The organism is Solirubrobacter pauli, from assembly GCF_003633755.1.
Taxonomy (GTDB): Bacteria; Actinomycetota; Thermoleophilia; order Solirubrobacterales; family Solirubrobacteraceae; genus Solirubrobacter; species Solirubrobacter pauli.
In genome coordinates this window covers 1131978-1153379 of record NZ_RBIL01000002.1, presented here as the reverse complement: position 1 = coordinate 1153379, position 21402 = coordinate 1131978, and the positions used below count along the sequence as shown (strand labels likewise).

The window sequence follows — 21402 nt, the reverse complement described above, 5'->3', positions numbered from 1 at the left end:
GCGGGCCGCTTCCCCCAACGGGAGTGGCCTGAACCCGAAATTCCCCTCAGGAGCATCATGTCCACTTCCGCGGCGCTTGCCGTCAAGGTCCTCGCGGGCCGACCATTCCCCCAGGGCGCGCACGCCGACGCCAAGGGCACGAACTTCTCGCTGTGGGCGCCGAGCGCCGAGCGGGTCGAGCTGTGCCTGTTCGACGACGACGGCGCCGAGACCCGGCTGGACCTCGTCGAGCGGACCGCGCAACAGTGGCATGGCTTCCTCGAGGGCATCCGCCCCGGCCAGCGCTACGGCTACCGCGTCCACGGGCCGTGGGACCCGGCGAACGGGCATCGCTTCAACCCGGCGAAGCTGCTGCTGGACCCGTACGCGAAGGCGATCGACGGCACGGTCGACTGGGACGGACCGACGCTGCTGCCGTACCAGGCCGGGAGCGGCGACGACGCCGACCTGCACCGCGAGGACAGCGACAGCGCGACCGCGATGCCGAAGTCGGTCGTTGTCGACGAGCGCTACGACTGGGGTGACGACGTCTGGCCGCGCACCCCGTGGACGGACACGGTCATCTACGAGGCGCACGTGCGCGGGCTGACGATGACGCACCCGGACGTGCCCGAGGAGCTGCGCGGCACGTACGCCGGTCTCGCGACGCCCGCGATCATCGACTACCTCAAGTCGCTCGGCGTGACGGCCATCGAGCTGCTGCCGGTGCACCACTTCATCGACGAGAGCTTCCTCGCCGACCGCGGACTCACGAACTACTGGGGCTACGCGTCGATCGGGTTCCTCGCGCCGCACGGCCCGTACAGCGCGGCCGGCTCGCGCGGCGAGCAGGTCGCCGAGTTCAAGGACATGGTCAAGGCGCTGCACGCCGCGGGGATCGAGGTGATCCTCGACGTCGTCTTCAACCACACGGCGGAGGGCAACCACCTCGGCCCGACGCTGTCGTTCAAGGGCGTCGACTCCGCCGCGTACTACCGCAGCGCCGAGGACCCGCGCTTCTTCCACGACTACACGGGCACCGGCAACAGCCTCGACCCGACGCATCCGCAGGTGCTGCGGCTGATCATGGACTCGCTGCGCTACTTCGCGCTCGACTGCCACGTGGACGGGTTCCGCTTCGACCTCGCCGCGGCGCTCGCCCGTGGCCTGCACGAGGGCGACCGCCTGTCCGGCTTCCTGGACACGATCCACCAGGACCCGATCCTCTCCCAGGTCAAGCTGATCGCCGAGCCGTGGGACGTCGGGCCGGGCGGCTACCAGGTCGGCAACTTCCCCGTGCTGTGGAGCGAGTGGAACGGCGAGTACCGCGACGACATGCGCGACTTCTGGCGCGGCGAGCTGCCGCTGGCGACGTTCGCCGGCCGCTTCTCCGGCTCCGCGGACCTGTACGCAGACGACGGCCGCCACCCGAGCGCGTCGATCAACTTCGTCACCGCCCACGACGGCTTCACGCTGCGCGACCTCGTCTCCTACAACGACAAGCACAACGAGGCCAACCTGGAGGACAACCAGGACGGGGCGAACGACAACCGCTCGTGGAACTGCGGCGCCGAGGGCGAGACGGACGACGCCGAGGTCAATGCGCTCCGTGCCCGCCAGCAGCGCAACCTGCTGGCCACGATGCTGCTCTCCCAGGGCGTGCCGATGCTGCTCGGCGGCGACGAGCTGGGCCGCACGCAGGGCGGCAACAACAACGGCTGGTGCCAGGACAACGAGATCTCCTGGTACGACTGGGACGGCGTGGACGAGGACCTGCTCGCGTTCACGCGCCGCGTGATCAAGCTGCGCCGCGAGGAGCCGGTGTTCGCGCGCCGGCGCTTCTTCAGCGGCGAGTCGCGCAGCGGATCGGGCCTCGCCGACGTCGAGTGGCTGCGCCCCGACGGCCAGGCCATGGGCCACGGCGACTGGGACAACGGGCACCACAAGTCGCTCGCGATCTTCCTCAACGGCCGCGAGGTGGAGCCGCTCGAGGACGGCACGCCGCAGCGCTCTGACTCGTTCCTGGTGCTGGTCAACGCGCACCACGAGGGCGTCGAGTTCGGGCTCGACCCCGAGCTGGGCCAGGCCTGGCGGACCGAGCTGGCGACGGACGGCGTGGACGAGGAGCTCGAGGGCGGCGGGACGACCGTCCTGACCGGGCGGACGCTCCGCGTGCTACGCCGGGTGCGGTAGCAGCGACCGGACGCGCCGAGCGCGCAGGAGCGCCTGGGCGGCGCCGCGGCCACTCATGCCGTGGACGGCGCCGCCCGGGTGGGTCGACGCCCCGGCCATGTAGAGCCCGTCGATCGGGGTCTTGTACCTCGACAGGGACGGCGCCGGGCGGAAGACGAGCTGCTGGTCGATCTCGTAGGAGCCGCCCGCCAGATCGCCGCCGACCAAGCTCGGGTTCTCCGCCTCGGTCTGCGCCGGGGAGCGCTGCGCCCGGGCCAGCACGAGCGACCGCCACCCCGGGGCGAAGCGGTCGAGCTGCGCTTCGATCCGGGCGACGACCTCGTCGTCGGACGGCTCGTAGCGCGCGGGCACGTGCCCGTACACGTAGAGGGTGTGCCGGCCGGCGGGCGCGCGGGTCGGATCGTGCAGGGACTGCTGGCCGACCACCAGCGCGGGCCGCTCGGGCACCTCGCCGCGGCGGGCGGTGTCCGCCGCGCGCACCAGGTCCTCGAGCGGGCCGGCGAGGTGCACCACGCCGGACGTGCGCGGCTCCGCCGCCGTCCACGGCATCGGCCCGGCCAGCGCGTAGTCGAGCTTGAACGGCGCCGTGCCCGCGCGCCAGACCTTCAGCCGCCGCTCGAGCCGGCCGGGCAGCGCGCCCTCCGGGAGCATCCGCGCGAGGACCGTGGCCGAGACGGTCGAGATGATCGCGTCGCCCGCGACCTCCTCCCCGCCGCGGAGCTGGACGCCGACGACGCGGCCGCCGCGCAGCCGGATCCGCTCGACCGACGCGCCGGTGCGCAGCGTCGCGCCCGCGGCGGTCGCCTCACGGACGAGCGCGTCGGTCAGCGCTTGTACACCGCCACGCGGCAGCAGCCAGCCGTGGCTGTGGCCGGTCAGCTGCAGCAGCATCCCGAACGCGCCGCTGAGCGCCGCGGTCGGCGGCAGGCCGCTGTGCTGCGCCGAGCCGGACAGCCACGCGGTCGCCCGGCGGTCGCCGTCGAACAGGTCCAGCCCGAGCGCCTCGGCCGAGCCGAGCAGCCGGCGCGCCCACTCGACCAGATCGCGGTTGAGCCCGAGCGCGACCCGTGTCCCGGCGCGCACGGGCGGCAGCCGGCCGAGCACGGCCTCGGCGATCGCGGACGCGTGCGGCAGCAGCTGCTGCATCGCGCGGGCCCAGCCGGGTCCGGCGGCGCCGAGCGACTCGACCGTGCGGTCCACGTCGCGGTGCAGCGCGATCGCCGTGCCGTCGTCGAACGGGTGCGCGAGCACCGTGTCGGGGTTCACCCAGTCGACGTCCAGGCCGAGCTCGCGCATCGCCGGCGACACGGCCGCCATCGGCAGGAACGCCGCGCACGAGTCGTGGACGAAGCCCGGCAGCGTGCACTCGACGGAGGTGGCCGCGCCGCCGATCCGGTCGGCGTGCTCGAGCACGGTCACGTCGGCGCCGCCGCGCGCGACGTGGAGAGCGGCCACGAGGCCGTTGTGCCCGCCGCCGACGACGAGGACGTTCAGCTCTGCTCCTCGAGCGCCTTGTAGCCGAGCTGGGCCACGTCGGCGATCGCGTACATCGTCCACATCCCGGCGAGCAGGCGCGTGAGCCGGGGCGCGAACACGAACCCGACGGTGAACGCGCCGGCCACCCACTGCCCCAGGCAGTACGGGCACACCAGCAGCTCGCCGATCGCGTAGCGCAGGCCGCGCCCGCGCGCCGCCTCCTCCACCTCGCCGTGGCCGGCCTTCTCCTGGAAGCGCGTGAACGGCGCGCGGGCGAACGCGGTCACCTTGTCCTTGGTGATCATGCGGCTCAGCTTGTAGGTGGCGATGCCGCCGAGCGCGAGGTCCCGCACCCCGACGCGCTCGGGGAGGTCGCGGCCCGAGCGGCGTGCGGCGAGCAGCCCGCCGGCGAACAGCAGTCCGAAGGTGCTGGTGAGCACGCTGTAGCCGGCCAGCGGGCGCTGGTCGTCGGCGGCGGCGGCGTAGTCGGCGCCGAGGCGGCCCGGCAGGTCGGTGCGGTCTTGCGGCGGGCTCGTGCTCATCCACGAGGCCCTACCCACGCGAGTGGCCACCCACGCGAAGGGGAAGGGTCCTCGCCATGTTGAACGGGAAGGTGGTCGTGGTCACGGGGGCGTCGGCGGGCGTGGGACGCGCGACGGTGCGCGAGCTCGCCCGGCAGGGCGCGGCGGTCGGCCTGATCGCGCGCGACCGTGGCCGGCTCGACGCCGCCGCGGCCGAGGCGCGGGCCGCAGGCGTCCGCGCGTGCGTGGCGCCCGCGGACATCAGCGACGCCGACGCGCTCGAGCGGGCTGCGGCGACGATCGAGGCCGAGCTGGGGCCGATCGACGTCTGGGTCAACGCGGCCATGACCGCCGTGCTCGCGGAGGTGTCCGACACGACCCCCGAGGAGTTCAAGCGCGTGACCGAGGTCGTCTACCTCGGCAGCGTGCACGGCGTGCAGTGCGCGTTGCGGCGGATGCTGCCGCGCAACGAGGGCGTGATCGTGCAGGTCGGCTCGGCGCTGTCGCGGCGCGGGATCCCGTTGCAGGCCACGTACTGCGCCGCCAAGCACGCGGTCAAGGGGTTCTGCGACTCGCTCCGGGCGGAGCTGATCCACCACGACTCGAACGTGAAGGTCACGCTCGTGCAGCTGCCCGGGCTCAACACGCCGCAGTTCGGCTGGGTGCGCACGCGGCTCGAGCACCACCCGCAGCCGGTGGCGCCGATCTACCAGCCGGAGGTCGCCGCCCGCGCGGTCGTCCACGCGATCAGCCACCCGAAGCGTGAGCACTGGGTCGGCGGCTCGACCGTCTACACGATCCTCGGCGAGAAGCTGATCTCGGGGGCGATGGACCGGTTCCTCGGCCGCACGAACGAGGACGGCCAGCAGACCGACATCCCGATCGACCCGGCCGAACGCGACGACAACCTCTTCTCGCCGCCGCCCGGCGATCCGGGAGCGCACGGGATCTTCGACGCGGACGCGCACGACCGCAGCCCGCAGTGGTGGCTCAACACGCACCGGCCGCTCGTCGCCGCGGGCGTGGGTGGCATCGTCGCCGTCGCGGTGGCGGCGGCGCGTCGATGACGGAGCTGGCGGACTACGCGCTGCTCGCGGACTGCCACGGCGCGGCGCTCGTCGCGCGTGACGGCTCGATCGACTGGTGCTGCATGCCACGCTTCGACACCGGCGCGGTGTTCGCGCGGCTGCTCGACCCGGACGCGGGCACGTGCACGGTCGAGGTCGACGGCGGGCACGCGGGCGACCGGCGGTACCTGGACGGGACGTTCGTGCTGGAGACGCGGCTGCACGCCGACGAGGGCGAGGCGCGCCTGCTCGACCTGATGCCGCTCGCCGACCCGCTCTCCCCCGCGCCCGACCACCGTGGGCTGCTGCGGATCGTCGAGGGCGTGCGCGGCACGGTCCGGGTCCGCATCCGGGCCACGCCGCGCTTCGACGAGGGCGAGATCGCCCCGTGGTTCCGCGACCGTGGACGCGGGTTGATCACCGCCACCTCCGGCGACGACGGGCTGCTGTGCGTCGGTCCGACCGACCTCCGGCTCGACGGCGACACGATCGTGGCCGAGGCGACGCTGCGCCCCGGCGAGCGGCTGCGCGTCCTGCTGGCCACGCGCCGGCCCGCGGAGCTCGACGAGGTGGAGGACGAGCCGCCCCCGTCCGAGGCGCTGGACGCCGCGCTGGAGGACACGATCGACGGCTGGCGCGAATGGGAGCTCGCGACCAGGCACCCGGAGCTCGCCGCCGCGGGCGTGCACCGGTCCGCGCTGGTGCTCAAGGCACTGACCTACGCGCCGACCGGAGCGATGGTCGCGGCGCCGACCACGTCGCTGCCGGAGGCCGTGGCGGGCGACGAGCGGCGCACCTGGGACTACCGCTACGCCTGGATCCGCGACGCCGTGCTGGCCACGCGCTGCTTGACCGAGCTCGGCCACGACGAGGAGGCGAAGGCGTTCCGGCGCTTCGTCGACCGCTCGGGCGCGGGCGCGGCCGGCGACGTGCGGGTGTTCTACGGCGTCGGCGGCGAGCGCCGGCTGCCCGAGCGGACCCTGTCGCACCTGCGCGGCTTCGACGGCGCGCAGCCGGTGCGCTCGGGCAACGACGCCGGTCCCCAGCTCCAGCTCGACTCCTACGGGCACCTGCTCGAGCAGAGCTGGACGTGGGCGCAGCTCGGCCGGCCGCCGGACGACGACCAGTGGCGCTTCCTGCGCGGGCTCGTGGACGCGGCCGCCGAGCGCTGGGACGTGCCCGACGCCGGCATCTGGGAGTGGCGCGGCGAGCCGCGCCACTTCGTGCACTCGAAGCTGATGTGCTGGGTGGCGCTGGACCGCGGGCTGCTGCTGGCGGAGCAGTCGATGCGCCGTGCGCCCGCGCGGCACTGGCGGGCGGCGCGCGACGCGGTCCGCGAGGCGGTGCTCGCCGAGGGCTTCGACGCCAGGCGCGGGACGTTCGTGCAGGCCTTCGGGGCCGATGACCTGGACGCGTCCGTCCTGCGGATGCCCAGCTACGGCTTCCTCGCCTACGAGGACGAGCGGATGCTCGGCACGGTCGCCGCCGTGCGCGCGGCGCTGGAGGTGGCGCCCGGGCGGTTGCGCCGCTACGACGCCGACGACGGCATGCCGCCCGAGGGCGCGTTCGTGGCGTGCTCGTTCTGGCTCGCCGAGTGCCTGGCCGGCCAGGGGCGGCTCGACGAGGCGCAGGCCGTGTACGACGGCGCGTGCGCCACCGCGACCGACCTGGGGCTGCTCGCCGAGCAGGTCGACCCGGCGAGCGGACGGCTGCTCGGCAACTTCCCGCTCGCGCTCACGCACCTGTCGCACATCCACGCCGCGCTCGCGCTGGAAGCCGCGCGCTAGCGACGCGGCTCCCACGTGAGCCGGCGCTTGGCGATCTCGTAGCCGATGCCGGTCCACACGATCAGCCCGGCGATCGGCGGCAGCAGGTGCCCGCCGTCCTCCCAGCCCTGGCGGACGAGGTCGGCGAGCGCGCCGCCCGGCGTGAGGTGCATGAGCCAGCTGGCCGCGTCAGGCGTGACCGACAGCACCCACGTCGCGCTCGCGAGCGCGGCGAGGAACACCGGGGCGACCGTGATCTGGGCGAGCTCCGCGCTGGCCGTGAAGGCGGTCGTGGCGAGGGCGAGCGACGCGGCCATGACGCTCCCGAACACGTACGCGGGCACGAGCGTGAGCGGGCGATCGGGGAGCGGAGCGCCCAGCGCGACCGCGCAGATGAGCAGCAGGGCGGACTGCACCGCGGCGAGGATCAGCAGCGGGGACAGCAGCCCGGCGAGGATCTGCAGGTCGCTCAGCTCGCCGCTGCGCAACCGCTTGAGGACGAGCTGGCGGCGCCGGGCGGCGAGCGAGGTCGTCGCCGTCGCGTACACGCAGAACAGCATCACGAACACGAACTGCATGGCGACGACGTCGCCCCAGGCGCCGGGTTCGCCGTCGGTGGCGATCAGCGCCCCCAGCCCGAGCGGCAGCAGCAGCGCGGTCGCGCAGACCAGCTTGTTCCGCAGCAGGATGCGCACCTCGGCACCGGCCAGTGCGATGACACGGCTCATGCCACCACCGTCATGAAGACGTCTTCCAGTGACCCGCCGCGGGCGTGCAGGCGGTCGAGCGTGAGGTCGTGGGCGTCGGCCCAGGCGAGCAGCCGCGCGAGGTCGGGCTGCAGGCGGGGCGTCTCGAGCACCACCTCGCCCACGCGGCCTTCGACGCGGAGCGCTTCGAGGTCCGGTGGCAGCGGAACGGCCGGCGCGCGGAACGCGATCCGTGCGGGAAGCTGCGCGGAGACCTGGCCGAGCGTGCCAGCGATCGCTATCCGGCCGTCACGCAGGATCGCGACGCGGTCCGCGAGCGCCTCGGCCTCTTCCAGGTAGTGCGTGGTCAGCAGGATCGTCGTGCCGGCCGCGACGAGCTCGCCGATCACCTGCCACGTGCGGCGGCGCGACTCGGGGTCCAGCCCGGTCGTCGGCTCGTCGAAGATCAGCAGCTCCGGGCGGCCGTGGATCGCCAGCGCGACCTCCAGGCGGCGCTGCTCGCCGCCGGAGAGCTGCTCGACCGCGACATCTGCGCGGTGGGAGAGGTCGAGCTGGGCGAGGTCGGATTCCACGTCCCCGTCGCGCGTGCCCAGCCGGGCCCACAGGTTCGCGGTCTCGCGCACGGTGAGCTCGCCGGCGAAGCCGCCGTCCTGGAGCATGACGCCCGTGCGGCGGCGGACGGCGCGGCGCGCCGTCCGCGGCTCGTGGCCGAACACGCGGACGCGCCCGCCCTGGGGCGCGCGGTGGCCTTCGAGCGTCTCGAGCGTGGTCGTCTTGCCGGCGCCGTTGGCGCCGAGCAGCGCGAACACCTCCCCGCGCTCGACGGTGAAGTCGACGCCGTCGACGGCCACGTGGGCGCCGTACGTGCATCGCAGGTCGGTGACTTCGATCACGGGCATGCCCGGCAGCGTGCCGGGGCGCGGCGGCGCCCGGTAGTGCCCGCCTGTCACCGCTTCCGATGCAGGTGTCATGACCTCGGCCCGTGGTGGTCACCCGCGCGCTAGGTTCGCCGCATGGACCGGACCGAGGCGGGCCTGCAGTGGATGCGCCGGATGACCCGGTGGACGCTGGCGAGCGTCGCGGGGCTCGCCGTGCTCATCCCGGCGAGCGACCTGCTGGCCCGCGACCGGCCGGCCGCGGCGGTGGTCGCCGCGCTCGCCGGGCTGGGCTTCGTCGGCTACGTCCAGACGCGGCTGCTGCTGGGCGGGATGGCCGGGCTGCACGACGCGCCGCGCTCGCCGTGGCTCGTCGGCGCGGCGGCGGCGGTCGGCCTCGTGCTGTGGGGTGCGCTCGTGGACGGTGACCCCGTGCGGTGGATGTGGGTGCTGCCGGTCTCCGCCGTGGTCTGCGGCGCGACGTTCAGCGCGGGGCCCCGCGGCCGCTGGCTCGTGCTGGCGGCCGGGCTGATCGCGGTCTTCATGACCGGCTGGCTGGTCACCGGCGAGGTGGACGCCGGGCGCAGCGGCACCGCGGTGCTCGCCACGTTCGCGATCACCTGCCTCGCCCAGGTGTGGATCTGGGACGTGACCCTGCGCCTGGACCAGGCGCGTGAGCAGGCCGGCGAGGTCGCGGTGCTGCGCGAGCGGCTGCGCTTCGCGGGTGATCTGCACGACATCCAGGGTCATCAGCTGCAGGCGATCGCGCTCAAGGCGCAGCTCGCGTCCCGGCTGGTCGGCCGCGACGACGAAGCCGCGCGCCGCAACGCCGACGACGCGCACGCGCTGGCCCTGCAGGCGCTGGCGGAGACGCGCGAGCTGGTCCAGGGGTACCGCAAGGTCGGGCTCGCGACCGAGCTGGCGAACGCGGTCGGGATCCTCAAGGCGGCCGGGGTCGACGCCGAGGTCGAGGGCGCGCCCGAGTCGGTGCCGGTCGCGCTGCAGCCGCTGTTCGGCTCGCTCGTGCGCGAGGGCGCGACGAACCTCCTCCGGCACACGAAGGCCGCCCGCTGCGAGATCGCGGTCGAGCGCGACGGCGACGACATCGTCGTGCGCGTGATCGACGACGGCGTCGCGCGCGTGGTCGCGCCCGCCGGCGACGGCACCGGCGTGGCGGGCCTGCGCGAGCGCTTCGCCGCGGTCGGCGGACGCGTGGACGCGGAGCCGCTCGCGCCGCGCGGGTTCGAGCTCGTCGGCCGAGCACCGCACCGGGCGGCCGCGTGATCCGGCTCCTCCTGGCCGACGACGAGGACCTCGTGCGCGAGGCGCTGGCCACGCTGCTCGAGCTCGAACCGGACTTCAAGGTCGTCGCGCAGGCGGGCCACGGCCGCGCGGCGGTCGAGCTCGCCGCCCAGCACGAGCTCGACCTCGTCGTGCTCGACCTCGAGATGCCCGAGCTGGACGGCGTCTCCGCCACCGAGGCGATCCTCGCGCGGCGGACCGTGCCGGTCGTCCTGCTCACGCGCCACGCCCGGCCGGGCGTGCTCCGGCGCGCGCTCACCGCGGGCGTCCGCGCGTTCGTCCCCAAGACCACGCCCGCCGACCGGCTCGCCCGGATCCTGCGCGACGTCCACGCGGGCGGGCGCTACATCGACTCCGAGATCGCCGCCACGGCGCTCACCGAGGGCACGTGCCCGCTCAGCGACCGCGAGCTGGACCTGCTGCGGCACGTGCACATGGGCCGCAGCGCCGCCGCGATCGCCGAGGTCGCGCACCTCGCGCCGGGCACCGTGCGCAACTACCTGTCGTCGGCGATGGCCAAGCTCAACGCGCCGACGCGAGCGGACGCGGCGCGGATCGCGTACAAGGAAGGCTGGATCTGAACGCCAGCGTCTCGTACAGGTCGACGTAGCGGGCGACCATCCTCTCGAGCGAGCACTCGCGCACGGCCTGCGCGCGGGCCGCGGTGCGCGAGAGCTGCGCGGCCTCGTCGATCGCGGTCGCGAGGGCGGCCACGTCGCCGGGCGCGACCAGCCGGCCACAGCCGTCGTGGATGAGCTCCGGCAGCGCGCCGCGGGCGAACGCCGCGACGGGCGTCCCGCAGGCGAGCGCCTCGGCGACCACGAGGCCGTAGGGCTCGTCCCAGCAGGGGGTGATCAGCGCCACGGACGCATCCCCCACGAGCGCCGCGAGCTGGGCCTGGGTGCGGTGGCCGACGTACTCGATGCCGGGCTGGGCGAGCCGCGGGCGGATCTCGTCCCGGAAGTAGGTGCGGTCGGCGATCGGGCCGGCGAGCCGGAGCGGCCGGCCGGCGCGCACGGCGGCGTCGATCGCCAGGTGCGGTCCCTTCTCGGGGACGATCCTGCCGAACCACACGGCCGGGCCGCCGCCGGGACCCTGACGCCAGCGGTCGACGTCGACGCCGTTGTGGATGACGTGGGCGTCGGGGATCAGGTGCGACCAGGCGGCGGCGGTGTGCGCGCTCACGGCGGCGAAGGTGACGTCGCACTCGTCCTCGACCTGGATCGCCGACTCCAGCCAGGGCGTCGGCGGCGTGTGCAGCGTGCTCACGATCGGCACGGGCAGCGTGCTCGCCATCGCGATCGGCAGGTGGTGCAGCGAGTGGTTGTGGACGACGTCGAACGCGTCGGCGGCGGTGCGCGCGAGCCGGACCATCAGCCGCAGGTAGGCGTGATGCTCGTCGAGCCACTCGGGCGCGCTCATGCTCACGTCGGCCCGGGCCGCGTCGCTCACCCTCGGGCGCTGCAGGTCGAGCAGCTCGACGCCCAGCCGCGGGTCCGAGCCGGGCCCGGCGAACAGCGTCAGCTCGTGCCCCTGGAGGCGCAGGCGGTCGGCGAGGTCCCACACGTGCGCCTCGAGGCCGCCCGCGAACGGCTCGGCGATCGGGAACCGCGCCGCGGCGATGATCCCGATCCTCAACGCAGCACTCGCCGGTAGATCGCCTCGTGGGCGGCGCTCAGCGCGCGGCGCTGCTCCCGGCGCTGGTCCGGGTCGGCCCGCAGGGCGGGACGGTGCCGGTAGGCGGCGCGGACGGCGCTGACGAGCGAGTCGGCGTCGAGGCCGTCCTCGTCTTGCGTGTAGACGTGGATCGGCTGCTGGTCGGCGTAGAACCCGCAGGTCGGGGCGATCACGGCGGTGCCGAGGTCCACGCACGCCTCCAGCCAACCCGAGTGGGTGCCGAAGCGGTACGGGAGGACCGAGACGTCGAGGCTCGCGAGGTACGCCCACAGCTCGTCGTCGCTGAAGTACTCGTGCTCGCGCAGCTCGACGGCGGCGTGCCGTGCCGCGAGGTCGCGCAGCGCCTGTCCCGCCGCCGGGTCGTAGAAGTGGTTGCCCGGCTCGAACACCTCGTGGTGGACGTTGATCTGCAGCCGCGCGCCCGGCAGCCCCTCGACCGCCCGCGCCACGACGCGCGCGACCCCGAGCACGTCCATGTTCGCCCGCAGGCTCTTCGCGTGCAGGCCGACCACGAAGCCCTCGTGCACCGGCCGGGCGCGGACCATCGTCTCCCAGTCGACGACGTGCGGGTGGGCCAGGACGGTCGCTCGGCGCCCCCAGCGGCGCTCGATCTCCCGCGCCGCGCCCGGCGTGAGCGTGATCAGCGCGTCAGCCCGGTCCACGAGCACGCCGAGCTGCGCGTCGTGCAGCGCCGGCTCGGGATGGTGGGGGTTGCGCAGGTCGTGGACGGTCACGATCAGCGGGACGTCCGCCGCCGCCAGCGCGTCCGCGATCTCCGTCAGCTCCTCCGGCGTCTTGGCGTCGAACCCGAAGTGGATGTGCAAGACGTCGAAGGTGTCGCTGTGCTCCGCGATCCAGCCGGCGTCGAGCATCGCCGGCGGCCACCAGCCGCCCGGGACCTTGCGCCCGTCGGCGGGCGGGATGTCGGGCAGCCGGTGGACGCGGTCCGCCCCGTCGGGATCGGCCAGGTGACGGACGTAGACGTGGCTCGCGGGCACCGAGGCGACTCGGATCAGATCGCGCGCACGGGAACGACCGGGCGGAGTGGCTGCGACGACGCTCATCGCTCGCGGTCATCTCCGTGTTCTTCGGCGCTTGAAACCTGACGAGCGCCCGGGCGACCGATTCGGCCCCTCACCGTCAGCCTTCTAGCGGGTCGGTGGTCCCTGAAGCGGTTTGGCCCGTGCGTCACCGTACGGGGCCTTACGGGCGACGTTTCGTGCTTCAGGACCGCCGCGCGAGCTCCGCGCGCACCATGGAGCGGAGCTCGGCGTAGTGGTCGAGCCGTCCGTCGTCGCGCTCGTCCGCGTTGATCAGCTCGGCCAGCAGCCGCACGACGGAGCGATCGAGCGCACGCAGCAGTGGCTCCGACGGGTGGATCAGCCGGCTCTCGACGAGCGCTCGCTCGAGCGCCTCGCAGCCCTCGGGATCGTCGAGGTACGCCTCGGCCCCCCGCAGCACCGCGCGGTACGGGCCGGCGGCGCTGTACCAGATGGCGTCGTCGCTGAGCTCGATCAGGCCGGCCATGCGGGCGCTCAGCTTGCCACGCGCGTTCCCGCCGACCGCGCTCGTAGGGTCATCGTCCTGCGCGCGACCACCCATCAGATCGCCGGCGTCGGGCTCGCCGTCGTCACCGCCACCGCGCTCGACGCCACCGCGACGAGCGCGGCCGTGCTCGTCGCAGGCGCCTGGCTCGGCTCCTTGCTGCCGGACGCGGACCGTGCGGGGAGCCGGATCTACCGCGCCCGCCGCCTGGAGCGGCGCGCCTGGCCGCTGCGCATCGTGGGCCGGCTCGCGCGGTTGCCGCTGCGGGCGCTGATCCTGCTCGGCCATCGTGGGCTGACCCACTCGCTGCTCGCCACCGCCGCGGTCACCGCCGCGGCGTTCGCGCTCGCGTCGACGGTGGTGCCGGCGCTGGCGCACGAGGTCGCGGCCGGGATCTTGATCGGCTACCTCGCCCACGTCGCGGCCGACGCCTGCACGCCGGGCGGCGTCCCGCTGCTGGCGCCGCTCTCCAAGCGGCGGCGCCACCTCCTCCCCCGCCCCGCGCGGATCCCGACCGGAAGCCTGCGGGAGCTCGCGGTCGCCGCCGCGCTCACGGGCGGCACGGTCGCAGTGACGCTGCTGTTGGCGGGCTGAACCGCGCCAAAACTGCACAGAACCTTTCCGAAAACGGTTCGATCCGTCCGGTTTCGTCAGCGCGAGGACCATTCTCGCCGGACCCGCTCAAGGTCTGAGATGTGACGGCCGATACTGCGCCCCGCATGCACACCATCGCCCCGGACCCGGCCCTCGAGCTCATCGGTCTTGTCCAGCGGCTCTCGCTGGCCCGCTCTCTCGACGAGATCCAGTCCATCGTGCGCAGCGGCGCGCGTCGGCTCACGGGTGCCGACGGCGCGACGTTCGTCCTGCGCGACGGCGACAAGTGCTTCTACGCGGACGAGGACGCGATCGAGCCGCTGTGGAAGGGCCAGCGGTTCCCGCTCGGCCAGTGCATCTCCGGCTGGGCGATGAACAACCGGCGCTCGGTCGCGATCGAGGACATCTACGTCGACGACCGGATCCCGCACGCCGCGTACCGGCCGACCTTCGTCAAGAGCCTCGCGATGGTGCCGATCCGCAAGCTCGACCCGGTCGGCGCGATCGGCAACTACTGGGGCCAGCAGCGCCAGCCGAGCCCCGACGAGCTCGAGCTGCTGCAGGCGCTCGCCGACTCCACCGCGGTCGCGATCGAGAACGTCCAGGTCTACGAGCAGCTCGACGCCGCGCGCACCGAGACCCTGCAGTGCCTGGCCCGCGCCGCCGAGTACCGCGACGGCGCGACCCACGAGCACACCGAGCGCGTCGCCAACCTCGCCGCCCAGCTGGCCACCGAGCTCGGCTGGACGAGCGACCGCGTCGAGCTGCTCCGGCTCGCCGCGCCGCTGCACGACATCGGCAAGCTCGCCGTCCCGGACGCGGTCCTCCTCAAGCCCGCGAAGCTGACCGCCGAGGAGTTCGAGCAGGTCAAGGCGCACGCCGAGGCCGGCGCCGCGATCCTCTCCGGCACCCACTCCGACGTCCTCCAGATGGGCCGCGAGATCGCCCGCACCCACCACGAGTGGTGGAACGGCACCGGCTACCCGCACGGCACCGCCGGCACCGCCATCCCGGAGGCCGGCCGGATCGTCGCGCTCGCCGACGTCTACGACGCGCTCACGTCCGAGCGGCCGTACAAGCGCGCGTGGACGCACGAGAACGCCCGAGCCGAGATCGCCCGCCTGCGCGGCACGCACTTCGACCCCCAGGTGGTCGACGCGTTCCTGCGCATCTTCCCCTGACGGGCTTAGGCCGCGACCGGCGGCGCGGGCGCCGGCAACAGCTGGCCGCGAGCCGCCGCGACCGCCGTCCGCCACGCGATGGCCCCGATCAGCAGCGTCACCGCGCCGAGCAGGACGTACGACCACGCCCGCCACCCCGCCGGCTCGAGGATCGCGAGCCAGTGCAGCCCGGCGGTCACGACCGCGGCCCAGGAGAACGTGAACGCCCAGAACGACGGCGCGAACCCGAGGCGCCCGAACACCGGCAGCAGGCGCACCTGCGCCAGCACCATCAGCAGGCCGTATCCGGCGAAGACGGCGACGAGCGGGTCGATCGCCTCGCCGCGCACGGCCAGGTAGGCCTGGGTCGCGACCGCCGCGGGCGCGACCTCGATCGCGAGCGTCGGGAGCAGCGGCGTCGGCAGTGGCGGACCCACGAGCAGCCGGCCCAGGATGATCGAGCCGAGGATGAGCCAGCAGATCAGGCCGTACCCCAGCAGGACCTCGGCGAAGCGCTGCTGACCGACGGACGCCGCGCCCGCGGCCGCCAGCAGGCCTCCCGCGACGGTCGGCAGGAAGTAGCCGGGATGCAGCTGGGCGGGCTGGATCGGCGCGTAGATCCACTGGCCCGTGTACCAGCCGCCGAGCACCACGATGGCGACGGCCAGCACGTCGACCAGCGCCCGGCCGAGATCGGGCGCGTGCGGGACGACGCCGGTGACGACCAGCACGAGGGGCGCGATCAGCACGAGCGACAGGAACGGCCCTGCGATCGGGTGCCGCAGGTCCTCGGCCAGCGCGGCAGGGCGACGCAGCGAGCGCGCATAGGCCACCGTGATCGTCGCCCAGGCCACGGCGCCCAGGAGCGCCAGCGCGTCGCCGACCGCGGTCGGGGCGAGGTCACGCACACCCGCGTAGTGCCACGCGGCGGCCAGGCCGGCCAGGCCGAAGGGGATGCCGAACAGGTTGGGAGGCAGCGTGCGCATCTCGCGCGACCTTAGCCAAGCTCCCGGCGCGCTACTCGTGGTTGCGCGCCTCGAGGATGATGCGCGTCCGCGTGCCCGTCACCTCGGGCTTGTTGCGCAGGTGCGCGAGCACCTCCTGCAGGTGCGCCATGTCGCGCACGCGCACGTGCAGGACCGCGTCGAGGTCACCCGCGACCGAGTAGGCGGCGACCACCGGCGTGACGTCGTCGGCGGCCTTCCAGATGTCCTCCATCCGGGCGGTGCCGGCGAAGCGCAGGTCGATGAAGGCCTGCAGCTCCTGGCCGAGCTTGCCGCGGTCGACCATCGCGGTGTAGCCCTGGATGACGCCGATCGCCTCCAGCCGCTCGACGCGCCGCTTGACGGCTGCCGTGGACAGCCCGACCTCGCGGCCGATCGCCGCGTAGGAGCGGCGGCCGTCCTCCCGCAGGAGGCTTACGATTCGCTCGTCGACGTCGTCCACGTGAGGCGGCTGCGGAGCGCGGGCAGGCGAAGGGCTTGCGTGGTCATGGCGATGCCCGCGAAGACTACGACGAGCCCGAGCAGCTCCCGCAGCGTCAGCGCCTCGCCGGCCACGAGCGCGGCCAGCAGCATCGCCACGGGCGGGTTCGCGTAGGTCACGAGCAGCGCGGTCTCCGCGCCCGCGCTGCGGACCAGCGCGCACCACAGCACCAGTCCGAGCCCGATGTTGAGCGTGCCGAGCACGGCGAGCGACGCGATCGGCCCGGCAGACGGCACCGCGTCCGGGAGGTCCGCGAACGCCAGCACCACGCCGACCGGAAGGGCCGGCAGCGACGCCGCGAGCGCGACCGCCTCGGGGCGCACGTCGGCGAACCAGATGCGGATCGAGCGGGCCCCGAGCGCGTAGCACGCGGACGCGCCGAGCAGGGCGAGCACCGCCACCAGGCTTCCGGCGCTGCCGCCACCGGTGGCGACGACCACGCCCGCGAAGCCCACGAGCGCGCCGACCACGGCGCTCCACGGCAGCCGCTCCCCGGCCAGCACGCCGAAGGCGAGGCCGAAGATCGGCGCAGGCGCGACGAGGATCGCCGCCATCCCGGTGGAGACGTCGGTGATCGCCAGCGCCACGAGCGTGAGCGGCACGGCGGTCAGGGTCGCGGCGAGCACGAGCGACGGCGCGGGGCGCGCTGCGATCACTCGCAGCGCCTGGCGCAATTGGCCCCGCGCCGCCGCATACACCCAGGCCACCAGCACGGTCAGCAGGATCTCCACGGCGATGAGGGACGCCGGGGTGAACCCCTCGCGGGCCACCTGCGTGGGCAGGTACGAGCTGCCGCGTAGGAGGGCTACGGCAGCCAGCAGGACAAGGGCGCTTCGGCTCAGCACGCCCCGACAACTGACGCAGCGCCGCGGCCGTCTCAAGCGGGACCGAACAATCTCGCGCGCAGACACAAGAAGGTTGCGCGACGAAACCACCCGACGCCACGACTTTGCGTGCGTGCGCGAACGCGAAGAGATCGTCAGGATCTGCTGCGTGCCCGAGCACCCCGTCCCGTCCGCTCGCGCGCGGGAGCTCGTGCGCGGCGGGTTCGACCCCTACGTGCACGCCGCGCCGGACTTCGCCCCGCGGCGGATCACCGACCTCGAGCTCGCGCGGCGCCACGCGGAGCTCGGGCTGGCCGGCTTCGCGCTGACGTCGCACTACACGGCGACGGCGGAGCGCGCGGCCGTGGTCAACGCCGCGGTCGGACGGGCGCTCGCGGTCGGGTCGATCGTGCTCAACCACGCAGTCGGGGGTTTGAACGCGACCGCGGTGGAGGTGGCCGCGCGGCAGGGCGCGCGGATCGTCTGGCTGCCGACGGTCAGCGCGCTCGGCGAGTTCGCCGAGGTCGAGCGGGCGAGCGGCAACGTCCCGGTGTGGGTGGCGTTCGAGCGTGAGCTGCGCGCCGCGGGCGCGGTGCCCGGGACGGTGCCGGTGCTCGACGACGCCGGCGCGCCGTTGCCCGAGCTGCTGCGGGTGCTCGAGATCGTCGCCCGGCGGCGGCTGGTGCTCGCCACGGGGCACCTCGCGCGCGCCGAGGTGTTCGCGGTGGTCGACGCCGCGGTCGCGGCGGGCGTCGAGACGATCGTCGTGACCAACCCCGAGTTCCCGTCGCACAAGCTGAGCCCCGCCGACCAGGTGGCCTTGGCGGAGCGCGGTGCGCTGTTGCAGCGCGCGCTCACCACGCCGTACACCGGCAAGTGCACGTGGGACGAGCTGTTCGCCGCCACGCGCGCGGTCGGCGCGCGGCACACGGTCTGGGGCAGCGACCTCGGACAGGTGTTCAACCCGCCGGTCGAGGACGGCCTGGCCCTGCTGGCCGACCGCCACCTCGCAGCCGGCTTCAGCGAGGAGGAGGTCCGGATCATGGCCGTGGAGAACACGAGGAGGCTCGCGGGTGCCTAAGCGCGTCCAGGTGATCGGCGCGCACGCGGCGGACTTCGTCTGGCGCGCCGGCGGGGCCGTGGCCAAGGCGGTCGCGCTCGGCGGCACGGCCGAGGTGATCGCGCTCTCCTACGGCGAGCGCGGGGAGTCCGGCGAGCTGTGGAAGCAGGAGGGCCAGACCGTCGAGCAGGTCAAGCGGGTGCGGCACGGCGAGGCGGCGGCGGCCGCGGAGCACCTCGGCGCGAGCTTCCGCTGCCTAGACTTCGGCGACTACCCGCTGCAGGTCGACGGCGACCGGCTGCTGGCGATCGCGGAGGCGATCCGCGCGTTCGCGCCCGACGTGCTGATCACCCACACGTCGGTCGACCCGTTCAACCCGGACCATCCCGTCGCCCACGCGGCCGTCGACCGCGCGCGGTCACTCGCCGCGGGCGCCGGCGTGCCGAGCGCGTTCGGGACGATCAAGCCGCCGCAGCTGTTCCTGTTCGAGCCGCATCAGCCCGAGCTGTGCGCGTTCACCCCGACGGTGCACGTGGACATCACCTCGGTGTGGGAGCGCAAGGTGGCGGCGATGGGCGAGATGCAGGCGCAGCGGTACCTGCAGACCTACTACGCGCAGCGGGGCGAGCAGCGGGGCAACCACGCGCGGCGGGCGTCCGGCCGGGCCGAGGTGCGCTACGCCGAGTCGTTCATGCGGGTGCTGCCCGAGGTCGTGGAGGAGCTATGAAGCGGGAGCTGGCGCGGCTCGGGGCCGCGACCGTGTACGAGGCGTCGGGGCGTCGCGGGCTGGTGGACGTCGAGCTCAAGCAGCTCGTCCCCCACTCGCGCGCGTGCGGTCCGGCGCGCACGGTGCGCTGCGGGCAGGACGACAACCTGATGGTCCACGCGGCGATGACGCGGCTGCAGCCGGGCGAGGTGCTCGTGCTGACGATGCCCGAGCCGCGGCCGGTCGCGCTGCTCGGCGACCTGCTGCTCACGCAGGCGATCGCACGCGGCGCGGTCGCGGTGCTGGTCGACGCCGCCGTGCGTGACGCCGAGGAGCTCGCGGAGATGGCCGTCCCGGTGTGGGCGCGCTGGATCCGCTCCCGGGGTGCCGCGAAGGACGTGGTCGGCGAGCTGGACGTCCCGGTCGTGGTCGGCGGCGCCGCGATCCACCCGGGCGACCTGGTCGTGCTCGACGCGGACGGCGCCACCGTCGTGGCGGCTGCGCGGGCCGAGGCGGTGCTGGCCGCGTCGCTCGAGCGCGAGGAGAAGGAGCGGGTCAAGCGCGCGCAGCTGGAGGCGGGCGCGCTGTCCTGGCACCTCGACGGGCTGGACGCCCGTGTCTGAGCTCGCGCACCTCGGTCCCGTCGAGGTCTTCACGCCGCGCTTCGACGCGAGCCTCGCGTTCTTCGTCGACATCCTCGGGATGGACGTCGTCGAGCAGGCCGGTCCGTCTACCTATCTGCGCGGCTGGGGCGACTACCAGCGCTGGTCGGTCAAGCTCACCGCGCGCGCGACCAGCGGGATGGGCGTGCTGGGCCTGCGTGCGTGGAGCCCGGAGGCGCTGGCGCGGCGCGTGGCCGCGATCGAGGCGGCCGGCCTCGGCCTCGGCTGGACCGACGGGGACCTGGGCCGGGGCGACGCATACCGCTTCACCGATCCCGACGGCCACGTGTTCGAGCTCTACTTCGAGTGCGAGCGCTACGCGGCCCCGCCGCACCTCGCGCCCGCGCACAAGAACGTCCCCGGGCGGTTCACGGGCCGAGGGTGCGCGATCAAGCGCCTCGACCACGTGAACCTCCTCGCCGCCGACGTGCGCGCCAACCGCGACTTCTGCGTCGACACGCTCGGCTACCGGCTCTACGAGCGCATCGAGCTCGACGACGGGTCCGAGGCGGGCGCGTGGATGAGCGCGACGATCGCCGCCCACGAGCTGATCTACACGCGGGACGCGTACGGCGCGTCCGGGCGGCTGCACCACGTCGCGCTGTGGGTCGACACGCGCGAGGAGTGCCTGCGCGCCGCGGACATCTGGGTCGACGCGGGCATCGAGATCGAGGCGGCGCCGTCCAAGCACGCGATCGCGCAGGGCTTCTTCCTCTACGGGATCGAGCCGGGCGGCAACCGCGTCGAGGTCACCACCGGCGGGCGCTTCGTCTACGCGCCCGACGAGCCGGTGGTCGTCTGGACCGAGGCCGAGCGGGCGAAGGGGCAGGCGTGGGGCGTGAAGACCGTCCCGTCCTTCCACACCTATGGCACGCCGCCGGTCGAGTAGGCGGCGGCCACGAGCACGTCCAGCGTGAGCGCGACCGAGCGCCGCGTCAGCGCCTCCTCGCGGTGCAGGACGAGCAGCTCGCGGTGCGCGACCGGGTTGAGCGGGGCGAGCGTGACCGTGCCCGGCGGCGCGGTGACGAACGACGGCAGGATGGTCACGCCGAGGCCGCGCTGGACGGCGTACAGCAGCGCCTCGTGGCTGAACAGGCGGCCGGCGAAGCGGGGCTCGAAGCCCGCGCGGCGGCAGCGGCGGACGATGTGCTGCTCGAGCTCGGTGCCGTCGAGGAGCCAGGCGGCGTCCTGGAGGTCGGCGAGGTCGCCGGAGGACGTCGTCCCGGGTGGGAGCACGAGCTGCAGCTCGTCGCGCGCGAGCGGCACCGACCGCAGGTGCGGCGTATGCGGGAACGTGCCGTCCCCGAAGTCGGCAACCACGGCGAGGTCGACCTCCCCACGCTCCAGCGCCGGGATGTTCTCGGCGGGCTCGAGCTCGACGAGCTGGACGCTGATGCCGGGGTGCTGCTGGGCGACGGCGGCCGCGGCGTCGATCACGAACGCGCGCATGGCGCTGGTGAACGCGGAGACGCGGACGGCGCCGGCCGGTGCGTCCTGGAGCGCGCGCAACGCCTCCTCGGCGGCGTCGATGCGCTCGAGGATCACGCGCGCGTGGCCGGCGAGCGCGACGCCCGCATCGGTCAGCGCGACGGTGCGGCCGTGGCGCTCCAACAGCGACGCGCCGCTCTCCCGCTCCAGCGCCTGCAGCTGCTGGGAGACCGCGGACGGGCTCATCGACGCGGCCTGCGCCACGGCGCGGACCGTTCCCAGGCTCTCGAGCTGGATCAGCAGGCGGAGGCGGCGCGGGTCGAGCACTGTGCAGCTCGACTGTACAGCGAGGGCAGGAAATGTCGCTGGACCTTC

The 21402-nt window shown here is 74.2% G+C and carries 22 protein-coding genes; 11 read left to right on the top strand and 11 right to left on the bottom strand.

Annotated elements, in window-relative coordinates; translation table 11 throughout:
* The first annotated feature begins 57 nt into the window (after window positions 1-57).
* Window positions 58-2172: a glycogen debranching protein GlgX gene (glgX, locus tag C8N24_RS25155; protein ID WP_121255322.1), complete on the top strand. Its 2115-nt coding sequence runs from the start codon at window positions 58-60 to the stop codon at window positions 2170-2172.
* On the opposite strand, the gene C8N24_RS25150 is transcribed toward glgX, so the two are convergent.
* Together C8N24_RS25150 and C8N24_RS25145 are read right to left on the bottom strand one after the other, a co-directional pair.
* On the bottom strand, window positions 2155-3729 hold the full coding sequence (locus tag C8N24_RS25150) for a phytoene desaturase family protein (protein ID WP_281272669.1): 1575 nt from the start codon (window positions 3727-3729) through the stop codon (window positions 2155-2157). The genes glgX and C8N24_RS25150 overlap by 18 nt on opposite strands.
* A complete protein-coding gene (locus tag C8N24_RS25145; RefSeq protein ID WP_121255319.1) occupies window positions 3663-4190 on the bottom strand; it encodes a DUF1360 domain-containing protein in 528 nt (175 codons plus the stop codon). Before C8N24_RS25145 ends, C8N24_RS25150 begins: the two co-directional genes overlap by 67 nt.
* A gap of 56 nt (window positions 4191-4246) precedes the next feature.
* Here C8N24_RS25145 and C8N24_RS25140 point away from each other — a divergent pair, with 56 nt between their 5' ends.
* Both C8N24_RS25140 and C8N24_RS25135 read left to right on the top strand, forming a co-directional pair.
* The gene (locus C8N24_RS25140; RefSeq protein WP_121255317.1) at window positions 4247-5236 is read left to right on the top strand and encodes an SDR family oxidoreductase; all 990 of its coding nucleotides are present in this window, start codon (window positions 4247-4249) and stop codon (window positions 5234-5236) included.
* A complete protein-coding gene (locus C8N24_RS25135; protein ID WP_121255314.1) occupies window positions 5233-7023 on the top strand; it encodes a glycoside hydrolase family 15 protein in 1791 nt (596 codons plus the stop codon). The genes C8N24_RS25140 and C8N24_RS25135 overlap by 4 nt, the downstream gene beginning before the upstream one ends.
* Here the strand turns inward: C8N24_RS25135 and C8N24_RS25130 are convergent.
* Complete coding sequence (locus C8N24_RS25130) at window positions 7020-7730, bottom strand: ABC transporter permease (RefSeq protein WP_121255312.1); 711 nt, start codon at window positions 7728-7730, stop codon at window positions 7020-7022. The two genes, C8N24_RS25135 and C8N24_RS25130, sit on opposite strands and share 4 nt — an antisense overlap.
* Window positions 7727-8608: an ABC transporter ATP-binding protein gene (locus C8N24_RS25125; protein WP_121255310.1), complete on the bottom strand. Its 882-nt coding sequence runs from the start codon at window positions 8606-8608 to the stop codon at window positions 7727-7729. The genes C8N24_RS25130 and C8N24_RS25125 overlap by 4 nt, the downstream gene beginning before the upstream one ends.
* A 114-nt stretch (window positions 8609-8722) precedes the next feature.
* Here C8N24_RS25125 and C8N24_RS25120 point away from each other — a divergent pair, with 114 nt between their 5' ends.
* Window positions 8723-9868, top strand: coding sequence for a sensor histidine kinase (locus tag C8N24_RS25120; RefSeq protein ID WP_121255308.1), 1146 nt, complete (start codon window positions 8723-8725; stop codon window positions 9866-9868).
* Complete coding sequence (locus tag C8N24_RS25115) at window positions 9865-10467, top strand: response regulator transcription factor (protein WP_121255306.1); 603 nt, start codon at window positions 9865-9867, stop codon at window positions 10465-10467. The genes C8N24_RS25120 and C8N24_RS25115 overlap by 4 nt, the downstream gene beginning before the upstream one ends.
* Here C8N24_RS25115 and C8N24_RS25110 read toward each other — a convergent pair.
* The 3 genes from C8N24_RS25110 to C8N24_RS35135 form a co-directional block, all read right to left on the bottom strand.
* A complete protein-coding gene (locus tag C8N24_RS25110) occupies window positions 10409-11524 on the bottom strand; it encodes a glycosyltransferase family 4 protein (protein WP_121255304.1) in 1116 nt (371 codons plus the stop codon). The two genes, C8N24_RS25115 and C8N24_RS25110, sit on opposite strands and share 59 nt — an antisense overlap.
* A complete protein-coding gene (locus tag C8N24_RS25105; protein ID WP_211340137.1) occupies window positions 11521-12627 on the bottom strand; it encodes a glycosyltransferase in 1107 nt (368 codons plus the stop codon). The genes C8N24_RS25110 and C8N24_RS25105 overlap by 4 nt, the downstream gene beginning before the upstream one ends.
* 160 nt (window positions 12628-12787) lie before the next feature.
* Complete coding sequence (locus tag C8N24_RS35135) at window positions 12788-13090, bottom strand: hypothetical protein (RefSeq protein WP_245972049.1); 303 nt, start codon at window positions 13088-13090, stop codon at window positions 12788-12790.
* Here C8N24_RS35135 and C8N24_RS25100 point away from each other — a divergent pair.
* Together C8N24_RS25100 and C8N24_RS25095 are read left to right on the top strand one after the other, a co-directional pair.
* Window positions 12992-13702, top strand: coding sequence for a metal-dependent hydrolase (locus C8N24_RS25100; RefSeq protein WP_245972039.1), 711 nt, complete (start codon window positions 12992-12994; stop codon window positions 13700-13702). The genes C8N24_RS35135 and C8N24_RS25100 overlap by 99 nt on opposite strands.
* A gap of 125 nt (window positions 13703-13827) precedes the next feature.
* A complete protein-coding gene (locus tag C8N24_RS25095) occupies window positions 13828-14883 on the top strand; it encodes an HD-GYP domain-containing protein (protein ID WP_121255300.1) in 1056 nt (351 codons plus the stop codon).
* 5 nt (window positions 14884-14888) lie between these two features.
* Here the strand turns inward: C8N24_RS25095 and C8N24_RS25090 are convergent, their stop codons facing one another.
* Genes C8N24_RS25090 through C8N24_RS25080 form a run of 3 tightly spaced genes read right to left on the bottom strand, consistent with a single transcriptional unit; the run spans window position 14889 to window position 17192 of the window.
* Window positions 14889-15848: an SLAC1 family transporter gene (locus tag C8N24_RS25090; protein WP_121255298.1), complete on the bottom strand. Its 960-nt coding sequence runs from the start codon at window positions 15846-15848 to the stop codon at window positions 14889-14891.
* A 31-nt stretch (window positions 15849-15879) separates the two neighbouring features.
* A complete protein-coding gene (locus C8N24_RS25085; RefSeq protein WP_121255296.1) occupies window positions 15880-16308 on the bottom strand; it encodes an Lrp/AsnC family transcriptional regulator in 429 nt (142 codons plus the stop codon).
* A complete protein-coding gene (locus C8N24_RS25080; RefSeq protein ID WP_170179399.1) occupies window positions 16281-17192 on the bottom strand; it encodes a DMT family transporter in 912 nt (303 codons plus the stop codon). The genes C8N24_RS25085 and C8N24_RS25080 overlap by 28 nt, the downstream gene beginning before the upstream one ends.
* A 112-nt stretch (window positions 17193-17304) precedes the next feature.
* Here C8N24_RS25080 and C8N24_RS25075 point away from each other — a divergent pair, with 112 nt between their 5' ends.
* Genes C8N24_RS25075 through C8N24_RS25060 form a run of 4 tightly spaced genes read left to right on the top strand, consistent with a single transcriptional unit; the run spans window position 17305 to window position 20488 of the window.
* Window positions 17305-18252: a DUF6282 family protein gene (locus tag C8N24_RS25075; protein ID WP_211340136.1), complete on the top strand. Its 948-nt coding sequence runs from the start codon at window positions 17305-17307 to the stop codon at window positions 18250-18252.
* Window positions 18245-18958 carry a PIG-L deacetylase family protein gene (locus C8N24_RS25070; protein ID WP_121255293.1) on the top strand — a complete coding sequence of 238 codons (714 nt, stop codon included), beginning with the start codon at window positions 18245-18247 and terminating at the stop codon, window positions 18956-18958. Before C8N24_RS25075 ends, C8N24_RS25070 begins: the two co-directional genes overlap by 8 nt.
* Window positions 18955-19560 (top strand): 4-carboxy-4-hydroxy-2-oxoadipate aldolase/oxaloacetate decarboxylase, encoded by a 606-nt coding sequence (locus tag C8N24_RS25065; protein ID WP_121255291.1) that lies wholly within the window; start codon window positions 18955-18957, stop codon window positions 19558-19560. The genes C8N24_RS25070 and C8N24_RS25065 overlap by 4 nt, the downstream gene beginning before the upstream one ends.
* On the top strand, window positions 19553-20488 hold the full coding sequence (locus tag C8N24_RS25060) for a VOC family protein (protein WP_121255289.1): 936 nt from the start codon (window positions 19553-19555) through the stop codon (window positions 20486-20488). The genes C8N24_RS25065 and C8N24_RS25060 overlap by 8 nt, the downstream gene beginning before the upstream one ends.
* On the opposite strand, the gene C8N24_RS25055 is transcribed toward C8N24_RS25060, so the two are convergent.
* A complete protein-coding gene (locus tag C8N24_RS25055) occupies window positions 20464-21354 on the bottom strand; it encodes a LysR family transcriptional regulator (protein WP_170179398.1) in 891 nt (296 codons plus the stop codon). The genes C8N24_RS25060 and C8N24_RS25055 overlap by 25 nt on opposite strands.
* Window positions 21355-21402 lie beyond the last annotated feature (48 nt).

What these genes read in the sequence shown, in the direction of transcription:
- C8N24_RS25145 (WP_121255319.1), bottom strand. Translation starts at nt 4,190, where the DNA reads ATGAGCACGAGCCCGCCGCAAGACCGCACCGACCTGCCGGGCCGCCTC.
- glgX (WP_121255322.1), top strand. Translation starts at nt 58, where the DNA reads ATGTCCACTTCCGCGGCGCTTGCCGTCAAGGTCCTCGCGGGCCGACCA.
- C8N24_RS35135 (WP_245972049.1), bottom strand. Translation starts at nt 13,090, where the DNA reads ATGGCCGGCCTGATCGAGCTCAGCGACGACGCCATCTGGTACAGCGCC.
- C8N24_RS25095 (WP_121255300.1), top strand. Translation starts at nt 13,828, where the DNA reads ATGCACACCATCGCCCCGGACCCGGCCCTCGAGCTCATCGGTCTTGTC.
- C8N24_RS25130 (WP_121255312.1), bottom strand. Translation starts at nt 7,730, where the DNA reads ATGAGCCGTGTCATCGCACTGGCCGGTGCCGAGGTGCGCATCCTGCTG.
- C8N24_RS25135 (WP_121255314.1), top strand. Translation starts at nt 5,233, where the DNA reads ATGACGGAGCTGGCGGACTACGCGCTGCTCGCGGACTGCCACGGCGCG.
- C8N24_RS25120 (WP_121255308.1), top strand. Translation starts at nt 8,723, where the DNA reads ATGGACCGGACCGAGGCGGGCCTGCAGTGGATGCGCCGGATGACCCGG.
- C8N24_RS25105 (WP_211340137.1), bottom strand. Translation starts at nt 12,627, where the DNA reads ATGAGCGTCGTCGCAGCCACTCCGCCCGGTCGTTCCCGTGCGCGCGAT.
- C8N24_RS25140 (WP_121255317.1), top strand. Translation starts at nt 4,247, where the DNA reads ATGTTGAACGGGAAGGTGGTCGTGGTCACGGGGGCGTCGGCGGGCGTG.
- C8N24_RS25065 (WP_121255291.1), top strand. Translation starts at nt 18,955, where the DNA reads ATGAAGCGGGAGCTGGCGCGGCTCGGGGCCGCGACCGTGTACGAGGCG.
- C8N24_RS25125 (WP_121255310.1), bottom strand. Translation starts at nt 8,608, where the DNA reads ATGCCCGTGATCGAAGTCACCGACCTGCGATGCACGTACGGCGCCCAC.
- C8N24_RS25090 (WP_121255298.1), bottom strand. Translation starts at nt 15,848, where the DNA reads ATGCGCACGCTGCCTCCCAACCTGTTCGGCATCCCCTTCGGCCTGGCC.